Here is a 6,390-nt window from a genome sequence, read left to right as displayed (position 1 = left end):
GCCGTGCGTGACATAGGCGACCACGCCCTCGGCGCCCGCCTGCTTGAGCGCGGCGGCGGCGTTGCAGAGCGTGCCGGCCGAATCGACGATGTCGTCGATCAAGATGCAGAAGCGCCCCTCGACGTCGCCGATGATGTTCATGACTTCCGATTCGCCGGCGCGCTCGCGGCGCTTGTCGACGATCGCCAGCGGCGCGTTGTCGAGCCGCTTGGCGAGCGCACGCGCGCGGACCACGCCGCCGACGTCGGGCGACACGACCATCAGATTGCGCCCCGAATAGCGCGCCAGGATGTCCGCCGACATGACCGGCGCGGCGAACAGATTGTCGGTCGGGATGTCGAAGAATCCCTGGATCTGCCCGGCATGGAGATCGACCGACAGCACGCGATTGGCGCCGGCGACGGTGATCAGATTGGCGACGAGCTTGGCCGAGATCGGCGTGCGCGGGCCGGGCTTACGGTCCTGGCGGGCGTAACCGAAATAGGGGAGGACAGCGGTGATCCTCTTGGCCGACGCGCGCTTCAGCGCGTCGATGCAGATCAGCAATTCCATGAGGTTGTCGTTGGCCGGAAAGGCGGTCGATTGCAGGACGAACACGTCCTCGCCGCGGACATTCTCGTTGATCTCGACGAAGATCTCCTCGTCGGCGAAGCGGCGCACCAGGGCGTCGGTCAGCGGCATTTCGAGATAGGCCGCGATGGCCTTGGCCAGCGGCAGGTTCGAATTGCCGGTCATCAACTTCATTTCGTGCTCGCCCTTTTGAGGTTTGCGCGCCTCCTTAGAAGGGAGTCTGCAACCGGTCCAGCACCCCGCGTTCGGTGATGTAGCCGGTGACCAGCCGCGCGGGCGTGACGTCGAAGGCGGGGTTGTAGGCGTCGGACTGGGTCAGGCGCACCGTTCCGAGTCCATCGGCGGTGGCGCCGCTGATCTCGGTCAGCTCGGCGGGCGAGCGTTCCTCGATCGGGATCGCATCGCCGCTCGGCGTCGCGGCGTCGAACGTGGTGTAGGGCAAGGCGACGTAGAAGGGCACGCCGGTGTCGCGCGCGGCGAGTGCCTTCAGGTACGTGCCGATCTTGTTGCAGACGTCGCCATTGGCGGTGACGCGGTCGGTGCCGACGATCACCGCGTCGACCTGGCCGCGCGCCATCAGCAGGCCCCCGGCATTGTCCGCGATCAGCGTGTGCGGGACCCCGTGATTGCGCAGCTCGAACGCGGTCAGCAGCGCGCCCTGGTTGCGCGGGCGGGTTTCGTCGACCCAGACGTGCAGCGGCAGGCCGGCATCGTGCGCCAGATAGATCGGCGCGGTCGCGGTGCCGTAATCGACCGTCGCCAGCCAGCCGGCATTGCAATGCGTCAGGATGTTGAGCGGGCGGCCCGGGTTCCTGGCGTGGAGGTCGCGGAGCAAAGCGAGGCCATGCTCGCCGATCGCGCGGCAAAGCTGCTCGTCCTCGTCGACGATCGCCTGGGCGCGGGCGAAGGCGGCGGCGGCGCGGTCAGCGGGGGCGAGCGGACGAACGGCCGCGGCGACTTCGTCGAGCGCCCATTTCAGGTTGATCGCGGTAGGGCGCGTCTCGATCAGGCGCTCATAGGCCGCGTCGAGCGCGGCATCGCTCGGGTCGGCGTCGAGCGCCATCGCCAGGCCATGAGCGCCGACCGCGCCGATCATCGGCGCGCCGCGCGTCCACATGTCGCGAATCGCGACCGCGGCCTGGTCCTCCGTACGAAGCTCGACCCAGCGCACTTCCCAGGGAAGCTGGCGCTGGTCGAGGATGCGAGCGCCCTTGGCGTCGGCGGTCGGGATGATCGACCGCGTGCGCCGGCCTTCGAGGATCATGGCAGCACCTCCGCCAAACTGGCGATGTCGCCGTTGCCGGTGTCGCGATCGATCAGCAGCGCGCGTATGCCGGCCGCCTTGGCCGCGTCGGTTTCCGCCGACACGTCCGACACGAACAGGATGTCGGCCGGGTCGAGCTTCAGCGCCTTTGCGATGGTGGTGTAGGATGCCGCTTCGCGCTTGGGGCCGCTCGTGGTGTCGAAATAACCCGAAAGATAGCGGGTCAGGTCGCCGGCATCGCTATGCCCGAAGATCAGCTTCTGCGCCTCGACCGAGCCCGACGAATAGATGCACACGCGGATACCGGCGTCGGTCCAGCGCTTCAGCGCTTCGGGCGTGTCGGGATAGACATGGCCCCTGAGCTCGCCGGCCTCGTATCCTTCGCGCCAGATGCGGCCCTGGATGTCCTTGAGCGCGGTCTCCTTGGCGTCGACATCCATCCAGCCGAGCAACGTCGTCACAGGATCGCCCGCCGGCATGCCGGCAAGCACCGACGCGATCTCCTCGCGGTGCATCGGCACCCAGCCGGGAATACGCTCGCGCGCGTAAGGAAACAGCACCTCGGCGACATAGGCGATGCTGGTCGTGGTCCCCTCGACGTCGAGGAGGATCGCTTTGGGCGCTTCGGTCATTCCAATTCCGTTCGTGCCAGCTTGTCGGCGCGTCGCTCGCTATTGCCCCGCCCTGTGACAGGAACGAGACGGCCGCTCAGGCGGCCGCCGGTTCGTGTCGCGGGAAGCGGTCGGCGATCGCGTCGCCGGTGAATTTCGCCACCCAACCGTCGGGATTCTCGAATAGCCGGATCGCGGTGAAGCTCGGCTCCGGCCCCATGTCGAACCAGTGGCGCATCCCCGCCGGTACCGAGATCAGATCGCCGGCGGTGCACAGGATCGCATGGACGCGGTCGTCGTCGGTCCTCAGCGTGAACAGCCCTTCGCCGGCGACGAAGAAGCGCACTTCGTCCTCCGAATGGCGATGCTCGGACAGGAATTTCTCGCGCAGCGCGGCGCGGTCGGGATGGTCGGGCGCCAGGCTGATGACGTCGACCGATTGATAGCCGGCCTCAGCCTTCAACTTGTCGATCTCCGGCGCATAGGCGACCAGCACGCCGCCGGCGTCTGCCCCTTGGGTGTCGCGCAACGGCCAGCGTTCGTAGCGCACGCCGATCTTCTTCAAGGCATCGCCGATCCAGGTCGGGTCGCTGGTGTCGAGCACCGGATTGGCGCCGTCATCGGCGGCGAAGACGCGAAGGCGAGTCATGATCGGCTCTCCCTGAAACTCCGTTCGGCAAGCTCGGCCGCGATCAGCCATTCGACGGCTTCGAGCACGCGCTCGGCTTCGTCAAGGTCCCGGCCCCAGGCGTAGAGGCCATGGTCGCGGATCAGATAGGCGGGGATCGCGCCGGGCCGTGCGAGGGCCGGGGCGATCGCGGCCTCGATCACCGCCATGTCCTGGCTGTTGTCGACGATCGGCAGGACGATCTCGGCCTCATGCGTATCGTGGCCCGGGAACACCTTGATCATCTCGTGCCCGGCGAAGCGCCAGGCGTCGAGGTCGCGGAAGGCACGGCTCATGGCGACCGCCTGTGGCGAATGGCCGTGGAGCACCGCGCCCGCTTCGGGGAACAGTCGATAGACCGAGAGATGGAGGTGCGTCTCCGCCGACGACTTGCCCGCGCCGATCACCTTGCCCGCGGCATCGAGCTTGAGCACGCCGTCCTCGCTCAACCGGCCCTTGTGCCAGCCCGAGGCGGTGACCGCGAAACCGTCCTCCAGCCGCGCCGAATAATTGCCCGCGGTGGCGGGTGCCCAGCCGCGCGCGTCGAGTCGGCGGCCGACCGCGATGATGCGCTGGCGGGCGTCGTCGAAGCTGATGCTCGTCATGCCCGTCCCTGTAGAGGCCGGTCCGTGCGGGCGCCAGCGCTCCAAAAAAGAAGGGCGCCGCTTCGTGTCGAAGCCGCGCCCGGAGGGGAGGAAAGTGTAATCTGGCCGACCGGCTCAAGCGAAGCGGGGCGACCGAGTGTTATGGTAACCGGTGTCAATCGACGATGCAAGCTTGAACATCGCTTGCCAATGACACCGGTTTCCCATAATTCCTTCCGTGCCGGGTGCGTCCGCACATTCCGGGCAACAGCGCGGCTGGAGAGGGTTCGAAGATTCCCCGCCGCGTGCCGGACCGGCGATCAGGAGGGGAGCGCGCCACATGCGACTGAACCGACGCGAACTGATCGGAGCCGGCGTTACCGGTGCCTCCATGCTGGCGATGCCGGGTTGGGCGCGGCCGGCCGATCCCTGGGCCGGTGCGGCCGAGATTCTCGCGCGCATCCGCCCGCCGCGCATCCCGCCACGTTCGGTCAGCGTGGTCGAGTATGGCGCGAAGGGCGACGGCGTCACGCTCAACAGCGGCGCTTTCAAAAAGGCGATCGCGGCATTGGCGGCGAAAGGCGGGGGCCGCGTCGTGGTGCCCGCTGGGCGCTTCCTGACCGGGCCGATCCATCTCGATTCGAACATCGAATTGCACGTCGCCGATGGCGCGACGATTCTGTTCAGCACCAATCCCGCCGATTTCCCGATCGTGCTGACGCGGTTCGAGGGCGTCGAGATGATGGGCCTGTCGCCGCTGGTCTATGCGCATGGCAAGCGCAATGTCGCGGTCACCGGGTCGGGCACGCTCGATGGCCAGAGCAGCGATCGCAACTGGTGGTCGTGGAAAGGACGCTGGCATGGCACGCTCGACAATGGCTGGCGCGACGGCATGCCCAACCAGCTCGACGCGCGGAAGCGGTTGTTCGACATGGCGGACAGGCGGGTGCCGGTCGAGAAGCGCGTGTTCGGCCTGACCGACCATCTCCGCCCGACCTTCATCGAGCCTTATGCCTGCGAGAACGTGCTGATCGAGGGAGTGAAGCTGCGCGGTGCGCCGTTCTGGCAAGTCCATCCGGTGCTGTGCCGCAACGTCACCGTCCGCAACCTCGATATCCTCGGCCATGGCCCCAATAACGACGGCTGCGATCCCGAATCGTGCACCGACGTGCTGATCGAGAACGTCCTGTTCGACACTGGCGACGATTGCATCGCGGTCAAATCGGGCCGCAACGAGGATGGGCGGCGCGTGGGCGTGCCGAGCCGCAATTTCGTCATCCGCAATTGCACGATGCGCGAAGGCCATGGCGGCATCACCATCGGCAGCGAGATTTCGGGCGGCTGCGGCAACGTCTTCGCCGAGCGCTGCGCGATGGACAGCCCCAATCTCGATTTCGCGATTCGCTTCAATAACAACGCGACGCGCGGCGGCCTGCTCGAGGGATTCCATTACCGCGACATCTCGGTCGGGCAGGTCAAACAGGCGGTGATCGCCTGTGACTTCAATTACGAGGAAGGGGCGAAGGGCGGATTCACTCCCGTCCTGCGCGACGTCACGATCGAGCGTCTGACGGCGCGGCATTCGGTGATGGCGCTCGATTCGCAAGGCCTGCCCAACGCGCCGATCGAGCGTGTCCGGCTGAGCGAGTGCAGCTTCGACGGCGTCACCAGCCCGAGCGTGATCGCTTACACCAACGGGCTGGTCCTCGACCGCGTGCGCGTCAACGGCGCGCCGGTCAGCAAGCTCTGAACGAGGGGGCAGCATGAAGCGGACGGGATTGATCCTGGCGGCACTGGCGACAATTGGGGCGGTGACGGCCGCGATGCCGTCCGGCGCGAAAGAGGACAGCCGCAGCGCGCTGATCGCCACGCTCGACAAGGCAGCGGACGCGCGGCTCGATGCCCGCGCCGCCGAGGTGGCGCGGATCGCGACACCCGCCGCCGCGGAAGCGCGCAAGACCTGGGTGAAGGCGGAAATCCTCAAGCGGATCGGCGGCTTGCCGCCGCGCACCGGGCCGCTCGCCGCCAAGGTGACGGGCAGTTTCGCCGGGCAGGGCTTCCGGGTCGAGAAACTGATATTCGACGCGATGCCCGGCCAGCATATCACCGCCAATCTGTTCGTGCCGACGGGCGGCACCGGTCCCTATCCGGCGGTGATCATCGCCCCCGGCCACGGCCCGAGCGGCAAGCTCAGCAATTACGCCTTCGCCGCCAGCTTCGCGCGCAACCATATCGTCGCGCTCGCTTACGACATCGTCGGCGAGGGCGAACGGCTGGAATATTGGGACGCGATGACCGGGCGCTCGCGCGGCGAACGGCCGACCGGCGACCATAGCATCGCCGGCTTCCAGACCCTGCTGACCGGCGATCACCTCGCGCGCTATTTCATCAACGAGGAGATGCGCGGGATCGACTATCTGGTCTCGCGCCGCGACGTCGATGCCAAGAGGATCGGTGCGTTCGGCTGCTCGGGCGGCGGCACCGCCACCGCTTACGTCGCGGCGATGGACGACCGCGTCCAGGCGGCGGCCTCGGCTTGCTACGTCAACGACTTCAGGCACCTGCTTGCCGGGCCCGGCCCGCAGGATGGCGAGCAGAGCATTCCGGGCTTCATCGCCGCCGGGCTTGATTTGCCCGATTGGGTCGAGCTTGCCGCGCCCAAGCCCTATGCGGTGATCTCGACCACCGAGGACA

At 67.4% G+C, this 6,390-nt stretch carries 7 protein-coding genes; 2 read left to right on the top strand and 5 right to left on the bottom strand.

The window, feature by feature from the left end:
* The 5 genes from ACTHJR_RS02135 to mtnB form a co-directional block, all read right to left on the bottom strand.
* The coding region (locus ACTHJR_RS02135) for a ribose-phosphate pyrophosphokinase (RefSeq protein ID WP_440521415.1) at positions 1-744 on the bottom strand (744 nt) is incomplete at its 3' end.
* A 34-nt stretch (positions 745-778) separates the two neighbouring features.
* Entirely contained in the window at positions 779-1,834 is a 1,056-nt protein-coding gene (gene mtnA, locus ACTHJR_RS02130) for an S-methyl-5-thioribose-1-phosphate isomerase (RefSeq protein ID WP_440521414.1), read from the bottom strand.
* The gene (gene mtnC, locus ACTHJR_RS02125; RefSeq protein WP_440521413.1) at positions 1,831-2,466 is read right to left on the bottom strand and encodes an acireductone synthase; all 636 of its coding nucleotides are present in this window, start codon (positions 2,464-2,466) and stop codon (positions 1,831-1,833) included. The genes mtnA and mtnC overlap by 4 nt, the downstream gene beginning before the upstream one ends.
* Before the next feature lie 76 nt (positions 2,467-2,542).
* A complete protein-coding gene (locus ACTHJR_RS02120) occupies positions 2,543-3,094 on the bottom strand; it encodes a 1,2-dihydroxy-3-keto-5-methylthiopentene dioxygenase (protein ID WP_440521412.1) in 552 nt (183 codons plus the stop codon).
* Complete coding sequence (gene mtnB, locus ACTHJR_RS02115; protein WP_440521411.1) at positions 3,091-3,717, bottom strand: methylthioribulose 1-phosphate dehydratase; 627 nt, start codon at positions 3,715-3,717, stop codon at positions 3,091-3,093. Before mtnB ends, ACTHJR_RS02120 begins: the two co-directional genes overlap by 4 nt.
* A gap of 319 nt (positions 3,718-4,036) precedes the next feature.
* Between mtnB and ACTHJR_RS02110 the strand changes: the two genes are divergently transcribed.
* A complete protein-coding gene (locus ACTHJR_RS02110) occupies positions 4,037-5,446 on the top strand; it encodes a glycoside hydrolase family 28 protein (RefSeq protein WP_440521410.1) in 1,410 nt (469 codons plus the stop codon).
* 13 nt (positions 5,447-5,459) lie between these two features.
* On the top strand, positions 5,460-6,390 hold a 931-nt coding region (locus tag ACTHJR_RS02105), incomplete at its 3' end, for an alpha/beta hydrolase (protein WP_440521409.1).

Source organism: Sphingomonas sp., assembly GCF_051962185.1.
Taxonomy (GTDB): domain Bacteria; phylum Pseudomonadota; class Alphaproteobacteria; order Sphingomonadales; family Sphingomonadaceae; genus Sphingomonas.
This window is presented reverse-complemented; position numbering and strand designations above follow the sequence as displayed.